A 14,177-nucleotide genomic window follows, 5' to 3' on the forward strand; every position below is an offset into this window, starting at 1 on the left:
CGCATCGAGACAAAGACAGCCAAGGCGTCGGACAAGCTCTGAGTCAGACCAACCCGACCCCACATCCATCATCACTGACAAGCTCGACCAACGGAACGCGCTCGGCCAGGGCAACGCGCTCGACCCAGGGGCGGCCGGGGACGACAAAAGGGCCGGTCCCGAAGGACCGACCCTGTTGTTGACTAGCTCAGCGAGTGAGCAGGTCTACTGAATTACTTGAGAACCTTGATGACGGTTCCGGCGCCGACGGTGCGGCCACCTTCACGGATAGCGAAGCCGAGGCCCTCTTCCATGGCGATCGGCTGGATCAGCGCGACAGTCATTTCCACGGTGTCGCCAGGCATGACCATCTCGGTGCCCTCGGGCAGCGTGATGACGCCGGTGACGTCCGTGGTGCGGAAGTAGAACTGCGGGCGGTAGTTCGCGTAGAACGGGTTGTGACGCCCACCCTCATCCTTTGACAGGATGTACGCGGTGCCCTCGAAGTCGGTGTGCGGCGTAACCGAACCCGGCTTGACGACAACCTGACCGCGCTCAACGTCTTCGCGCTTGGTGCCACGAAGAAGAAGACCACAGTTCTCGCCGGCCCATGCCTCGTCGAGCTGCTTGTGGAACATCTCGATACCAGTGACCGTGGTCTTGATGGTCGGGCGGATGCCGACGACCTCGACCTCGGAGTTGATCTTGAGGGTTCCACGCTCGGCGCGGCCGGTGACAACGGTTCCACGACCGGTGATCGTGAAGACGTCCTCGATCGGCATCAGGAAGGGCTTGTCCTTGTCGCGGACGGGCTCCGGGAAGTAGTCATCCACTGCCTGCATGAGCTCGAGGATCTTTGCAACCCACTTGGGGTCACCCTCGAGCGCCTTGAGGGCGGAAACCTGAACGACGGGGGCGTTGTCGCCATCGAAGCCCTGGCTGGAGAGCAGTTCACGAACCTCGAGCTCAACGAGCTCAAGGATCTCTTCGTCGTCGACCGCGTCGGACTTGTTCAGCGCGACGAGCAGGGACGGCACGCCGACCTGCTTGGCGAGAAGAACGTGCTCACGGGTCTGAGCCATCGGGCCGTCAGTAGCGGCAACCACGAGGATCGCGCCGTCCATCTGAGCAGCACCGGTGATCATGTTCTTGATGTAGTCAGCGTGGCCCGGAGCGTCAACGTGTGCGTAGTGACGCTTCTCGGTCTCGTACTCAACATGCGAGATGTTGATCGTGATGCCGCGCTGGCGCTCTTCGGGAGCGGAGTCGATCGACGCGAAGTCGCGCTGAACGTTGGTCTTGGAAGGGAACGTGTCGGCAAGGACCTTCGAGATAGCTGCCGTCAGCGTGGTCTTTCCGTGGTCAACGTGACCGATCGTTCCGATGTTTACGTGCGGCTTGGTCCGCTCGAACTTGGCCTTGGCCACTGTGGGTCCTCCTCAGGACTCTCGGCTCCACCGGACGTTGGTTTACGCCCGGTGGAACTGCTGGATTTGTGTACTTATGTTACTCGGGCCAGGAGGCCTAAGCGATTCGGCCCGAAGGCCGGTGGGTTATTCGCCCTTGTTCTTCTGGATGATCTCGTCGGCAACAGCCTTCGGGACCTCCTGGTAGCTCTCGAAAGTCATCGAGTACACCGCGCGGCCCGAGGTCTTGGACCTCAGGTCGCCGATGTAACCGAACATCTCCGACAGCGGAACGTGTGCGCGGATAACCTTCACGCCCTGTGCGTCCTCCATGGTCTGGATCTGGCCACGGCGAGAGTTGAGGTCTCCGATGACGTCACCCATGTATTCCTCAGGGGTGCGCACCTCGACGGCCATCAACGGCTCGAGAAGAACCGGGTTTGCCTTACGAACGGCTTCCTTGAAGCCCATCGATCCGGCAATCTTGAACGCCATCTCCGAGGAGTCGACGTCGTGAGCGGCACCGTCAAGCAGGCTCGCCTTGACGCCGACCATCGGGTAGCCGGCGAGCACACCCACGTTGAGGGCATCCTGGATTCCGGCGTCAACCGAAGGGATGTACTCACGCGGGATACGGCCACCGGTGACCTTGTTCACGAACTCGTACGACTTGTCGGCAGTGATTTCAAGCGGCTCGATCGCGAACTGAATCTTCGCGAACTGGCCGGATCCACCGGTCTGCTTCTTGTGCGTGTAGTCGTGACGCTCGACGGCCTTCTTGATCGTCTCGCGGTAAGCAACCTGGGGCTTGCCGACGTTCGCCTCAACGTTGAATTCACGCTTCATGCGGTCGACGAGGATGTCCAGGTGAAGCTCGCCCATTCCCTTGATGACCGTCTGACCAGTTTCCTGGTTCTGCTCGGTACGGAAAGTGGGGTCTTCTTCGGCCAGCTTCTGGATCGCGAGACCCAGCTTTTCCTGGTCCTGCTTGGTCTTGGGCTCGATGGCAACTTCGATAACCGGGTCAGGGAACGTCATCGACTCGAGTACGACCTGCTGGGCAGGGTCGCACAGGGTGTCGCCGGTGGTCGTGTCCTTGAGGCCGATGACCGCGTAGATGTGACCAGCGGTAACGAAACCGACCGGGTTCTCCTTGTTGGCGTGCATCTGGAAGATCTTCCCGATGCGCTCCTTCTTGCCCTTGGTGGAGTTGATGATCTGGGCGCCGGATTCGATGCGACCGGAGTAGACGCGCACGTAGGTGAGGCGACCGAAGAACGGGTGCACCGCAACCTTGAACGCCAGAGCCGCGAAGGGCTCGTCCGCGTTCGGGTGCAGCATGACAACCTTTTCTTCGTCGCGTGCGTCGTGCGCCTCAATGGCGGGAACGTCGAGCGGCGTCGGCAGGTAGTCGACAACGGCATCCAGCATCGGCTGCACACCACGGTTCTTGAACGCGGAACCGCAGAGGACCGGGTAGATCTCGCTGGCGACCGTGAGCTTGCGGATCGCGTGCTTGATCTCGGACACGGTGAGCTCTTCGCCGGAGAAGTACTTCTCCATGAGCTCGTCGTCGGTCTCGGCGACGGTCTCGAGGAGCAGCTTGCGGTATTCCGCAGCCTTCTCGACGAGGTCGGCGGGGATCTCTTCGATGGCGTACTTGGAGCCCATCTCGACGTCACCCTTGGAGTCGCCGCGCCAGGTCAGCGCGCGCATCTCGACGAGGTCAACGACCCCTTCGAAGTTCGACTCTTCACCGATCGGCAGCTGGATGACCAGCGGCTTGGCGCCGAGGCGCTTGATGATGGTGTCGACGGTGTAGTAGAAGTCGGCGCCGAGCTTGTCCATCTTGTTGACGAAGCAAATGCGGGGCACGTCGTACTTGTCGGCCTGGCGCCAGACGGTTTCGGACTGGGGCTCAACGCCCTCCTTGCCGTCGAACACGGCGACAGCGCCATCGAGGACGCGGAGCGAACGCTCCACCTCGACGGTGAAGTCCACGTGGCCGGGGGTGTCGATGATGTTGATCTGGTTGCCGGCCCAGAAGCACGTCGTAGCAGCGGACGTGATCGTGATGCCACGTTCCTGCTCCTGTGCCATCCAGTCCATCGTGGAGGCGCCATCGTGCGTCTCACCGATCTTGTGGTTCACACCCGTGTAAAACAGGATGCGCTCGGTCGTGGTGGTCTTGCCGGCATCAATGTGGGCCATGATGCCGATGTTGCGGACCTTGCTCAGGTCGGTGAGCACGTCAAGTGCCACGGGTGTCCTCCGGAAGTTTTGTGATAGATGAGGTTGAACAGGCCTTGCGCCGGTCGAGCTTGCCGAGACCGTGGTCCCGGCAGGCTCGACCGGCGTGGACGACTACCAGCGGTAGTGAGCGAAAGCCTTGTTCGCTTCAGCCATCTTGTGAGTGTCCTCACGACGCTTCACAGCGGCGCCGAGGCCGTTGGACGCGTCGAGGATCTCGTTGGTGAGACGCTCGGTCATGGTCTTCTCGCGACGCGCCTTGGCGTAGCTGGTCAACCAACGCAGCGCGAGAGTGTTCGCACGGTGCGGCTTGACTTCGACGGGCACCTGGTAGGTGGAACCACCGACGCGGCGCGAACGCACCTCGAGGGTCGGACGCACGTTGTCGAGTGCCTTCTTCAGCGTGACAACAGCATCCGCACCGTTCTTGGCAACGACGCCTTCGAGTGCATCGTAAACGATGCGCTCGGCGAGGCCCTTTTTGCCGTCGAGGAGGATCTTGTTGACCAGCTGGCTAACAATGGGGGCGCCGTATACCGGGTCAGCGATAACGGGACGCTTGGGCGCTGGGCCTTTACGAGGCATTACTTCTTCTCCATCTTGGCGCCGTAGCGGCTACGAGCCTGCTTGCGGTTCTTGACTGCCTGGGTGTCCAGGGCGCCACGAACGATCTTGTAACGAACACCGGGGAGGTCCTTAACACGACCACCGCGAACGAGCACCATCGAGTGCTCCTGCAGGTTGTGGCCTTCACCGGGGATGTAGGCGGTGACCTCGGTACCGTTGGACAGCTTGACGCGAGCAACCTTGCGGAGAGCCGAGTTCGGCTTCTTCGGGGTGGTCGTGTACACACGCGTGCAAACGCCGCGCTGCTGGGGGTTGGACTTCAGGGCGGGAGCCTTGGTCTTGGTGACCTTGGGGCTGCGTCCCTTTCGCACCAACTGCTGAATGGTGGGCACTAATAACTCCTTGTTTTTGCTGCACGGTGACAGCTGACTGATGTCAAAGCATTCGAATCGCACTTCTCAGTACTCATCGAGTTCATCTGGACCCTCCGGACATCACGGAATTGCTTCCGGTCGTTCTGGTGGGTATGCCGTGGGGGCCGCTCGGAGAGCAAACCCTGTTTGCGTGGAGTGTCGGGGCGTCTGAAGTGCAACCCGATGTCAGACAACGAAGCGGCATAACTGAAGCGCACGACAAAGCGCACACCGGATAATTCTAAACCCCGCCGGGGTGGCGGGTCAAGCGAGCCCCGTCGGTCGAGCCTGTCGAGACCCCGCAAGCCGATCCACTCACGTACCGTGCGGGTCCAGCGTGCTGCCCAGATCGGCCAGCAGCGCCTGCACCTGTGGTTCCACGAACGCGGCGATGGCCTGCTGCAGCTCGGTACGGTGCCCGCGCAGGTCGGCGCAGACCCGCTTGCCCACCAGGGTGGCGTAGTCATCCGCCAGTCGCATCTCCACCCGCAGGCCCGCCTTTTCCTCGATGCTCAGCGGCGGCGGCACGAGCTCGGGATCATCGGCGGTGAGGGGCTGTACGAACTCTTCGAAGGTGAACAGGTACGGAGAGCCCGGCTCGGCGGGCGGGTCGAGGTCGATGCCGTCGAACTCCGGCTCGAGTCCCTCGAGCGGCCGGTACGCCTGCGCGGCACGGCGCAGTTCGATGAGGCCCAGCTCGCGGTTGAGGAGCGGCAGGCTCTGCGCGGTGTACGTCTCCACCTCGTCGTCGACGAGCGTCTTCATACGCATTGAGAGCGGGTGCTGCACCGCGTGTGGCACATCGGTGTCGAGTCCGGCGGCGCGCAGCACCGGGGAGCCGAAGCAATGTTGGCAGAGTCTGGAGCGTGCCCGGTGCGTGCCGGGCCGCCACCGCGGAACCCAACGCAACCAGGCCTCGACCTCGCGGTCGACCCGCGACTCGATGGATGCATCCATGGCTGTCAAGTTTAGTCGCTGCCGGCCCCGGAGTCACCAGGTTTCGACAAGCTCAACCAGCGGACCGGGCCGAGCGGGCTGGTCAGCCGAAGTAGCGGTCGGGGCGGTGGTTCATGGCGATGATCATGTTGAGGATGACCGCACCCACCACCGAGAGCAGCACCATCGGCAACGGCAGCGTCGCGAAAGCGGCGAGCACGATCAGCACGTCGACGACGAGCTGCACGTAGCCGGCGCGCCATCCGCGGCTCTTCTGCAGGTACAGCGCGAGGATGTTGACCCCGCCCAGGCTGGCCTGGTGCCTGAACAACACGATGAGACCGATGCCGGCCAACAGGCTGCCCAGCAGCGTGGCGTAGATCGGGTCGATGTGCTGAATCTCCAGCAGCAGCGGGTGCACCTCGGAGAAAACCGAGACCAGCACCACGGCGATGAGGGTCTTCACGGTGAAGCGCCAGCCCATCCGCCAGATCGCCAGCGCGAAGAACGGCAGGTTGACCAGCACAAACCACACTCCGAACGACCAGCTGGTGACGTAGCTGGCCAACAGCGCGATGCCGGCGGTGCCGCCGGTGGCCACGCCGACCTCCTTGAGCAGGTACAGCCCGAACGAGACGGCGAAGGTGCCGATGAACAGCGCCATTACGTTCTCGAACCGGGAGTGCGGCACCCGCTGCGGACGCTCGGACGGGTCGACGATGGGTACAGAACCGGTGCGCGTCACGCGCGCAGCTCGGGGGTGAAAATGGCACAAGTCATTACGCCATGGTATCGAGCCGTGGGGTCAGCCCAGCGCGGCCGGCTTCTCCGGCACCGGGCCGGGCCAGGGACCGTACCGGTCGGCCATCTCGTCCATGGAAACGGCGAGGGTGGGGCCGGCCATGCCCGTCCAGCCGAGGGCAGCTGCGGCCGGAGCCAGATCCAGTGCCGAATCCCCGTCCCGGAATGCCACGGCCGCCGTGGTGGTGGGTTGCTCAACGGTTGCGGACCAGGCCATGGCGAGCGTGTAGTCCAGCAGGGCGGGCACGTCCCCCGGGTAACCGGCGTCGAGGTTGAGCCCGACGGTCAGTTCCAGTTGGTTGGGCAGCCCCACCGGCCCGGTCGACACGAACGCGGCGCTCACTCCGGGCAGCTGGCCCAGCTCGTCGGTGACCTGCGCCGTCGTCCGGCTGTCGGATGCCGGGTCGTTCGGAGACGTGGACGCGGGCTGGCCGGACCTGCCGACGGCGACGCATCCGCCCAGCGTCACCGCAATCAGGGTTGCGACGACGAGCAGAGCCGTTCGGCGGGTCGTCAACGATCGGTTCTGGCCGTTCATGGTTGGCGTTGCGCTCCGTAGTCGGTGGTTTCGGACACGACCGCACCGGTTTCGGTGTTGGTTGTCGTGGTCGTGGTGATGTGGGTTTCGGGGTCGGTGCTCATCGTCACTTCGAGCTTGTCGCCCGCGTTCGGGAAGTACCCCGCCGCGGAGTCGGTCCACGCGGCGATGCTGGGATCGGAGGAGCCCTCGACCTCGCCGGCCGTGATCGCGTACCGTTCGGCGTTGTGGGCGCCCTGTTCGCCGGCGATACCGACCGGAACACCGTTGTCGCCCGGCAGCGACGGGGCAGGCGCCTGCACGGTGGTCCAGTTCGCGGCGTCGGGGTTGTTGTGGCCGTCGAGCTTGGCCACCGGGTCTTCGTCGAATTCGAGCGAGAGCACCTGCACGTCGCTGGGGATGTCGAAGTTGGCGACGGGTGATCCCCCGGTGACGACGTGGGTGAAGTTGTAGTTCAGGCTCGGGTCGGCCGCCATCTGCCCGGCGACGATCCCGCCCAGGCTGAAGCCCTGGATCATCACGGGATTCTCGTTGGTGATGCCGGCCTCCCGCATCGCCGCATCCACGGCGCTGGAGAGCGCCGTCTGCTGGGCCAGCATGGCGTGGGTGTCTGCGGTGACGTCGTTCGGGGTGCTGCCGGCGGCCGGGTCCCACACCTGGGTGCTGGGCACCTGCACGATGAAACTCGGCGGGTTGCCGGGCACCTCGGTGATTCGGATGCGCGCCAGCGCGTCCTCGTCGCCCGCGGCGGAGGTGTCGTACTTGTCGATCTGCGCCGACCCGGCGAACAGTCCCTCGAGGCTGGTGGGGGTGGCGACATCCGGACCGATGATTTCCGGCGGGTTGATCAGGTCGTCGCGGGTGAGTAGCGGACCGTCGTCGAAGAGGCCGGCCTTGTTGCCGCCGCCGATGATGGCCTGCAGGGCCTGTTCGTAGCTGGTGGGCGGCCACGGCACCCCGGTGAGCGCCGTCAACGCCAGCCGGGTGCGAGCCGGACCCAGGACCAGTGCGAGCGGCAGGGTGAGACCGGCGAGGAGCCCAGGGGCGCCCTGGGCGATCAGGTCGACGGCCCAGGCGTTCTCCCCCGCCAGCTCGTTGAGCTGGGCCAGCTGGTCGGCGAGAGTGCCGGCCACGGTCTCCTGAGCCTCGTCGGAGTCGTAGGCGTCGACGGTGTTCGCTGCCAGGCTACCCAGGAAGACCCCGGGTAGGGCGAGTTTCCACGGGTCGGCCAGGGTCTCGTTTAGGCCCTCACCGAGCGACTCGAGCGCTTCACCGCCGTACCCGGCCACGTAGACCAGGGCTACATCGGCGGCGGCCACGGCGGCGAGGCCCACGGCCAGCGGCACGGCCATCACCCCGATGAAAAAGGTGGTGGTGTTCGCGGCCGCGTCGGCCAGGATCGAGAGGCTGCGGTCAACCGCCTCGTAGGCATCCACGGCGCCGGCCAGGAACACCGCGGTGACGCCGGCCTCGGTGGCGAAGAGAAGCATCTGGCCGGTGGCGAATACGATCTGCTGCTCGGCCGCCGCCGCGGTGATCGGCGAGAGGATGGCGGAGGCCAGCAGGTCGCCGTCCACGGCGATGCCGGCCGCGGTGAGGGCCTGGTCCACGAGCTGCTGGGCCATCGCGGCGAGGTGCCCGGATTCGGTGCGCATGTCGTCGAGATTCGCGCCGATGCCGCCCGCTCCCCCGGACACGGTGAACGTGGGCTCAGCCACGGAGCACCCCGAGAAGCGAGCCGATGGCGGTGGTGACCTGGCCGGTGATCGCGGCCGGGCCGGTGGTCTCGATGCGCACCCGGCTGGAGTCGACGAAGTCGACGGTGGACTCGATGCGGCCCACCAGTGGGGTGTCGGCGCTCATCTGGAACCAGCCGGTCGTGCTGCGGAACCAGTGCACGGCCAGGCTGTCGCCGGTGAGAGAGGTCGCCGCGACGCTGTAGCCGGCGTCGATGCCGAACGCAGGTCCTTCGAGGACGTGTTCGGCCTGCGGCAGCCCCACCTCGAGCGCGGCGGCGTGGATGATCTCGGGGTTGCCGGTGCGGATGGCGCCGATCATGCCCTGCGCCAGGGTCAGCGGTAGCACGACGGCGGCGGCGGGCCTGCCCTGCGGGGGCCGTGGGTGGTTTTTCGGTTCGAGGCGCACGAGCGAGCGCAGCGTTTCGCCGATCAGGGCCGAAACGGGGAACGCGGAGAGTTCCACGGCGTCTTCGTTGGCGGGATGGCTGCCGTGGTCGTCGAGTCGTTGGCCGCGCACCAGGGAGGCGGCGAAGCCGGCCCGCACGGCGATGGTTTGCGCGATGGTGCGGCCGCCGCCCCAGGAGTGCACGGCCAGGAGCAGGGCGGGTTCGGTGAACAGGCCGAGGAAGCCGAGCACGGCCGGGTGCACCCGGGCCGCGAAGGTGTCGGAGTGGGTGTCGATGGGGGCTGCGGTGGGGGTGTCGGTGGGCGCCGCGCGCAGCAGGCCCTGGTCGATGAGACCGAGTTCGGCGACGAGCATCCGCTCGGTGCGTTCGATCTCGGGCACCTCGGCGGCCCAGGCGGAGTAGAACTCGGCCGGCAGGGTGAGGTCGGGGCAGCGGCTCTGCAGCAGGTGCAGCTGGTCGGCGGTGAGGCCGAACCGGGCCGGCGTGGCCGGGGAGGTGGGTGCGGTGGAAAAAGCCATGGTTACCAGCCCCGTCGGTGGAAGGTGTCGGCCAGGTCGAGCCAGCCGGGCGAGCCCGGGGTCGGCAGTTCCCGCACCGTGCGGATAAGTTCGTCGGCTTCGCTCACGAGCGCGCGGGGCACCTCGGTGCCGAAGAACTCGAAGACGTTCTCGGCGCCCTCGGTGATCACCTCGACGGTGTTTCCCACCAGCCGGGCGGCATCGTTCCAGCGCTCCGAAATCCACTGTTCGGCTTCGACGATGGCCTGTTTCACGGCTTCGACAGAACGGATGTGTGCGTCGATCGCGTCGGCCGCCTCGTCGAGCGAGGTGGCGGAGGCGTCGAGGTTGTTGGCCCGCTGGCCGAGCTGGTCGATGAAGGTCGCCGCGGCGGACGATACCCAGGTGGTTCCCACGGCGGAGCGCAGCGTGGTGGCCCTAGTGCGGGTGTCCTCCGCCAGGGTGCGCAGCTCGGTGGACTGCCGGCCGAGTGCCGCCATATCGCCGTACATGCGGTCTCCCTGGGGTTGGCTGCTCGGGGTTGGGCTTGTGGCTTGGGGCGGTGCGGATTGACCAAAGGCGTGACCGGAATCCGGTCACGCCTTTGGTCTGAAGAAGCGTAAATTAGCCGCCGATGCCGCGGGCGAGCTCGCTGTCGACGTTCTCCAGGGCGGTGGCCGCCCGGGTGAGGAACTCCGACATGCCCTGGAGGCCGTTGACGGCCTCGGTGGTGCCCTTGGTGAACTGCTCGTACGAGGTGTGGAAGGCGCCCGACGCGGCGTCGGTGACGAAGCCACCGGCGACGAGGTTGTTGACCAGGCTCTGCAGCTGGGACAGCTTGGCGGTGAGGTCGTCCTTGCCAGCGATCAGGCTGCGCGACGCATCGTTCATCTCGCCGTAAGTTACGTTCATATTCGCCATGAGTTACTGCTCCTCTTATTAGTAGTTCGGGGCCAACCCCCTCAGGCCGACCGACTATGTACAACCTAACGAACCCAGGTCGCAATGCGGAATGGGCAGCACTCCCCATGCTCTCCCCCGTCGCTGGCCGACCGACACGACCGAGGTGAGCCGCATCCGTCAATAGGGGCGGAGTTATTCGGGAAACGCCGGGCTGCACGCCACGACACGCCGACCCCGGCCGAGGATCTCCGCCTTTGCGTTCGACGGCGTCGGCCAACGGACGGCGCGAGGTGAAGACCCGGGTTAGGAGTAGGACTCGCCCGCGCCCAGGGGCTCGCCGGCACGCCAGTAGTTCACCGCGAGCAGCAGGCCAGCTGCCAGCAGGGCCAGGCCGATTACCAGGGTGGTGACGAAGAACGGGGTGTCGTCGAAGCCGAGGGCGATCCAGCACAGGCCCACGAAGGCCCCGCCGAGTCCGGCCAGCCACAGGTCGAAGCGCCAGCGGAAGGTCACCCAACGCCAGAGACCCTTACCGGCGCTGCCGTCTACGGCCTCCGGGTGCCGGGCAACACGCGCGGTGTAGACGACCTTCTTGATCAGCGACACCACGATCGCCGCGAACAGCGCCGCGGCCAGACCGCCGTATGCGGCCAACAGCATCCATACCGCCGAGGAGTTCTCGTCCTTCAGACCTGCCGGCCAGGCGGTACCGCCGATGAGGTTGCGCAGCGGAATCACGACGAGCAGCACCCAGGCGGCCAACGGCAGCAGTGCCCACGCCGCGTGCAGGCCCAGCGGCAGCGGCTTGTACTTGGCGGTGTGGGACCCGCCGCGCCAGAAGGTGGTGTCACGTTCGGCGATCACGCCGCGTCGACGCAGGTAGCCCGGAATGAGGAAGCACATGGCGACGATCAGCAGCATGGCCGGGACCGCGGTCATGGCGGAGAGCACCGAGAGCTCCCGCTCGACGAAACCGAACTCGGCCCGGTACGACAGGTTCTGCTCGTTGATTCGGGCTAACGCGTCGGACTGCAAGGTGGAGATACCGACCACGGTGATGAAGAGCATCACCACCGCCGCGATGGCGAACACCACCCCGGTCGAGAGCAGGAACAGTCCGCGGGTGTTGCGACCGGTCGTGGCTTCGGGCGTGGTGGTGCTCTGGGTCATAGGGTCTCGGCCTTCCAGGTGATCGAATCAACGATCGCGTCGAACAGTTCGGTGAAGAGGTCGGCATCGTCGACCATGGGCGCGGAGATCGTGATGCGCAGCAAATCGTCGGTCTGTGGCCTCGGCAGCCAATAGGTGGCCCGCAGCGACGGCACCGTTTCCTGGCCCACCCGCTGCCGGGCGCTTTCGGCCTGCCGGGCCACCAGGCCGCTGCGCTGCTCGAGCACCACGGCATCGGGCACCATGGCCCGCAGCCGGTCGGCCGGGTCCAGCTCTGCGGATGCCGATACCGGCCAGGTCTCCACAGTGGTGATCATCGCGGCGGGAAACGGCACGCCGGGCAAAAGTTCCATCGACAGAGCGAACGAAATGGCGCCGGCATCCCGGGCCTGCTGGGCCGTCTTCACGAACTCGTCGCGGGTCTGCCGGCGCAGGCGGGCCGCACGGTCACCGCCGCCGACCTGTTTCTTCACCAGGGCCACGATGCGCTTGGTCATGGCCACTTCGTCTTGCAACGGGATGACCGCCCAGGTCCCGGGCAGGATGATCGAAAAGGTCTGGTCAGGGCTGACTACCTTGCGGGTCACGCGGTCGCCTCCAGTTCGATGCGCAGGGCCGCGACAACCTCTTCGGTCTGTCGGGGCATGTTGACGAACGCGCCGACACTCTCGGCGGAGAAGACCAGCTGCACCATCTGCGCGGCGCCGGGCGGGAAGACGGCGAAGACCGTGCGTTCCTCAATGACGGCTTCGTCGTCGCCCGGGTTGCGCAGGGCGATGAGGTTGTGCGCGGCGACGAACGGACCGGCCGCGACCTCACCCTCCCAGGTGGTGACGCTCAGGTATTCGATGCCGGGTGTACGGCGGCCCTCGTCGGCGCGAAGCTCGGCGAGGTAGCTGTCAGCGGCCGCTTCGGAGGTGCCGGCGGGCAGGTCGTTGAGCTGGAAGGCCAGCGCGCTGGACGCCCGGCCCGTTTCGGGGTACGGGATCCAGACGGCACAGCTCATCCGCGGGTTGCCGATGCCGATGAGCCGGATCTGCAGCGCTTCGAGCTGACTGCCTAGCGTGCGCCGGCTGCTTCCGGCCCCGGTCACCTCGGCGGCCAGGGTCTCACCCCAGAGCAGCTGTTCAGACCGGTCGAGCGGAACTGGATACCAGGTGGCGTCGGCGTCAACGCTGAGGTCGACAATGTCCCTGGTGGAAGGCGAATTGCGAAATGTCATCGGTCTAGTCTCTCCCGAAGGTCTTCTCGACCTGGTGCACCAGAGGCGCGTACTCGCCGAGGAACGGGTCGATCGGGTTTTCCATCAGGCTCTGCACGGCCGTGACCGAGGTGTGCATCTGCACCACCGTGAGGGAGACACCCTGCACGACGAGCGGCGTATCGAGGATCTGCGGCGCCTTGCCGGCCATCCGGTAGAAGTCCATCAGGTCGTCGTTCAGGCTCAGCAGACTGGAGGGCGTGAAATCGTCGAGGGTCGGCAGGGCTTTCTTCGCCGCCTCCTTGAACATCTCCATCGCTTTGACGGGCGCACCATCGGGAACCAGGTCCTTCTTGAAGGCCCCGAGCACCGAATCCTTGAACGGCTTGCTGACCACCTTCGCGGCGTCGTCGATGCTCATGAACGCCTTGCTGTGCCGGCCGACCCCGCTGAGCTGGCGGGTCAATGCCGGGGCGCCGTCGAGCCTGGCGGCGGCCTTGGTGATCATCGAGGCACGCACGTACTTCGCGCCCACGGAGAAGATCTTGCCACCGAAGATCGACATCACCGCACCGACCGCGGCGCCGGCGACTGCCCACCAGCTGCCGTCGCCGTTGACGGCCGCGATGGTGGCCTCGATGAGGGTGAGCACCGCGCCGACGGCTGCGAGCACCATCAGCACCTGGCCGAGGATGGGCACCCAGGCCAGGAAGACGGCGAACACGCCGGCCCAGTCGCAGATGGTCTTGAGGATGTCGAGCGCCTTGGCGCCCCAGTCGTCCCACCAGGTGTCGTTGAGGTCCTGGCTCTTCTTGCCCTCGACGACCTCGAGGATGGCCGTGATCGCCGACTCGGCCGCCTGGTTCTTGATCGCGAGGGCCGAGTGCCATTCCGCCTGGGCCGCCTGCAGCGCCTGGCCGGCCGCTTCGGCGGCATCCTCGGCCTTGTCGGCGGCGGCGGTGTCGGTGGCGCTGGACTCCGGGGTGGCGCTCTCGGCCGTGGCGGCGGTGCGGGTGGCTGTGCGACCGGCGGTGTCGGCGGCGGTTTCCTTGTCGTCGATGTGCGCAATGGCGGTGGTCGCGGCATCCTGCGCCAGGCGCAGCTGCGCCGAGTAGGTGATCAGGGCCTGAGCGGTGCCGGCGTACCGGTCCTTGGCCTTGCCGATGTCGTCGGCGACGTTGCCCGCCTCTTCGCGGATCGCGTCGATGGCTTTGGACGTCATGCCCTCCACCGACTTGATCGAGTTGAGGGTGGTCACCGACCGGGCGATGGCGTTGGCGATCTCGGCGTAGTGCTGCGCCTTGGTGCGCACCAGGTCGGGGTCACCCTCGAGGGCACGGAATTCGGTGTCGGTCATGATGATTCCTTCG

The 14,177-nt window shown here is 65.9% G+C and carries 15 protein-coding genes; all 15 read right to left on the minus strand.

Going from position 1 to position 14,177, the window contains the following annotated elements; translation table 11 throughout:
- Positions 1–212: 212 nt before the first annotated feature.
- The gene (gene tuf, locus RCH12_RS16950) at positions 213–1,406 is read right to left on the minus strand and encodes an elongation factor Tu (protein WP_088457194.1); all 1,194 of its coding nucleotides are present in this window, start codon (positions 1,404–1,406) and stop codon (positions 213–215) included.
- 126 nt (positions 1,407–1,532) lie between these two features.
- Entirely contained in the window at positions 1,533–3,647 is a 2,115-nt protein-coding gene (gene fusA, locus RCH12_RS16955) for an elongation factor G (protein ID WP_088457195.1), read from the minus strand.
- A gap of 102 nt (positions 3,648–3,749) precedes the next feature.
- Positions 3,750–4,220, minus strand: coding sequence for a 30S ribosomal protein S7 (gene rpsG, locus RCH12_RS16960; RefSeq protein ID WP_066597688.1), 471 nt, complete (start codon positions 4,218–4,220; stop codon positions 3,750–3,752).
- Positions 4,220–4,594 (minus strand): 30S ribosomal protein S12, encoded by a 375-nt coding sequence (rpsL, locus tag RCH12_RS16965; protein ID WP_055811472.1) that lies wholly within the window; start codon positions 4,592–4,594, stop codon positions 4,220–4,222. The genes rpsG and rpsL overlap by 1 nt, the downstream gene beginning before the upstream one ends.
- A gap of 336 nt (positions 4,595–4,930) precedes the next feature.
- On the minus strand, positions 4,931–5,572 hold the full coding sequence (locus tag RCH12_RS16970; protein ID WP_103429968.1) for a spermidine/putrescine ABC transporter substrate-binding protein: 642 nt from the start codon (positions 5,570–5,572) through the stop codon (positions 4,931–4,933).
- Positions 5,573–5,654: 82 nt separating this feature from the next.
- Positions 5,655–6,296 (minus strand): YitT family protein, encoded by a 642-nt coding sequence (locus tag RCH12_RS16975; protein ID WP_327017652.1) that lies wholly within the window; start codon positions 6,294–6,296, stop codon positions 5,655–5,657.
- A 60-nt stretch (positions 6,297–6,356) separates the two neighbouring features.
- Positions 6,357–6,869, minus strand: a complete 513-nt coding sequence (locus tag RCH12_RS16980) for a hypothetical protein (protein ID WP_327017653.1) — start codon at positions 6,867–6,869, stop codon at positions 6,357–6,359.
- A 17-nt stretch (positions 6,870–6,886) separates the two neighbouring features.
- Complete coding sequence (locus RCH12_RS16985) at positions 6,887–8,608, minus strand: hypothetical protein (RefSeq protein WP_327017654.1); 1,722 nt, start codon at positions 8,606–8,608, stop codon at positions 6,887–6,889.
- Positions 8,601–9,554, minus strand: a complete 954-nt coding sequence (locus RCH12_RS16990; RefSeq protein WP_327017655.1) for a hypothetical protein — start codon at positions 9,552–9,554, stop codon at positions 8,601–8,603. Before RCH12_RS16990 ends, RCH12_RS16985 begins: the two co-directional genes overlap by 8 nt.
- Positions 9,555–9,556: 2 nt before the next feature.
- On the minus strand, positions 9,557–10,045 hold the full coding sequence (locus RCH12_RS16995; protein WP_327017656.1) for a hypothetical protein: 489 nt from the start codon (positions 10,043–10,045) through the stop codon (positions 9,557–9,559).
- Between the two features lie 112 nt (positions 10,046–10,157).
- Positions 10,158–10,454: a WXG100 family type VII secretion target gene (locus RCH12_RS17000; protein ID WP_088457201.1), complete on the minus strand. Its 297-nt coding sequence runs from the start codon at positions 10,452–10,454 to the stop codon at positions 10,158–10,160.
- 285 nt (positions 10,455–10,739) lie between these two features.
- A complete protein-coding gene (locus tag RCH12_RS17005) occupies positions 10,740–11,606 on the minus strand; it encodes a hypothetical protein (protein WP_103429973.1) in 867 nt (288 codons plus the stop codon).
- Entirely contained in the window at positions 11,603–12,193 is a 591-nt protein-coding gene (locus RCH12_RS17010; RefSeq protein WP_327017657.1) for a hypothetical protein, read from the minus strand. The genes RCH12_RS17005 and RCH12_RS17010 overlap by 4 nt, the downstream gene beginning before the upstream one ends.
- Entirely contained in the window at positions 12,190–12,828 is a 639-nt protein-coding gene (locus RCH12_RS17015; RefSeq protein WP_088457204.1) for a hypothetical protein, read from the minus strand. Before RCH12_RS17015 ends, RCH12_RS17010 begins: the two co-directional genes overlap by 4 nt.
- Before the next feature lie 4 nt (positions 12,829–12,832).
- Positions 12,833–14,164, minus strand: coding sequence for a hypothetical protein (locus RCH12_RS17020; protein ID WP_327017658.1), 1,332 nt, complete (start codon positions 14,162–14,164; stop codon positions 12,833–12,835).
- Positions 14,165–14,177: the final 13 nt, after the last annotated feature.

Source organism: Cryobacterium sp. MP_3.1, from assembly GCF_035984795.1.
Taxonomy (GTDB): Bacteria; Actinomycetota; Actinomycetes; order Actinomycetales; family Microbacteriaceae; genus Cryobacterium; species Cryobacterium zongtaii.